Origin of the sequence: Nonomuraea lactucae (assembly GCF_003313395.1) — a bacterium.
Taxonomy (GTDB): domain Bacteria; phylum Actinomycetota; class Actinomycetes; order Streptosporangiales; family Streptosporangiaceae; genus Nonomuraea; species Nonomuraea lactucae.
The window spans coordinates 1-1,003 of record NZ_QNFZ01000409.1 but is presented as its reverse complement, the minus strand read 5'-3'; the positions used below and the strand labels follow the sequence as shown (position 1 = coordinate 1,003).

Annotated in this window: 1 protein-coding gene; it reads right to left on the bottom strand. The window is 75.7% G+C overall.

Features of this window, described 5'->3' with window-relative positions:
* Nucleotides 1–70: 70 nt before the first annotated feature.
* On the bottom strand, nucleotides 71–1,003 hold a 933-nt coding region (locus DQW85_RS22255; RefSeq protein ID WP_205315316.1), incomplete at its 5' end, for a glycoside hydrolase family 9 protein.

Here is a 1,003-nt window from a genome sequence, read left to right as displayed (position 1 = left end):
GGGGCCCCGACCGCCGGGACCCGGCAGGGCGGGCGGCCCCCGTGAGCCGCCCGCCGTGCCCCCGCGAGGCTCAGTCCAGCGACGTCAACGTCAGCGCGTACAGCGCGACCGCCGCGAAGTCGTCGGCCGGTTCCGAGGCCTGCCACGACCGCACGTCGTCCACGAACCGGCTGCCCCGGCCCGTGAACTGCTCGTACCGGTCCACGCCGTCGGCCGGGCAGGGCTTCATGCCGTCGAGGTGATCGCCCAGCCCGTCGTCGAAGAGCGACGCGCTGTTGGGCCCGTTCACCACGGCGCCCGTCGGTGGCCTGCCCGTGATGTTGGACATCTGGTAGTGCGGGCAGCGGATCGCGTGCTCGCCCACCCCGGCGACGAACGAGACGCCCCACGGGTTCGCCCCGAACGCCCACCCGCGCTGCTGTGCGCCGAACGTGTCGTAGGCGCGGTCCCCGGTCACCGACCGGTACAGCCGCGAGGTCACCGCCAGCCCGAACGCGTGCGGCACCGCGTCGAACGCGTCGTAGGCCGTCCCGGCGCGGAACGGGTCCTTGGCCGCCCGCGTCGCGCCGATCTCCAGCTGCGCCCGCAGGTCGGCCACCAGCTCACGCTCCGACACCGGCAGCCCCGCAACGCGCGCCCGGCGCAGGCCCCTGACCAGGTCGGCGTGGGCGAGGGCGCTCACGTCGTACAGGTTGAAGGTGTCGCCGCCCGCCTCGTGCTTCAGGTACTGCCCGGCCCAGTGCGCCGCCTGCGCCAGCCACTCACCGGCCCGCGGGTCGCCCAGCCGCTGCGCCGCCAGCGCCATCTCGGCCGCGCCCAGTTCCATGTCGTCGCGCCAGACGCTCTCCGGGTAGAACGCGTGCGGCAGGGACGTGACCAGCCGGCCGACGTTCTCGGTCCGCGCCATGGCGTACACGGAGGCCGCCTTGCCGAGCAGCCGGGCCGCGCGCTCGCGGGACGGCTCCACCTGCGCGGCCAGCGCGAACGCGGCGGCGGTGCGGCC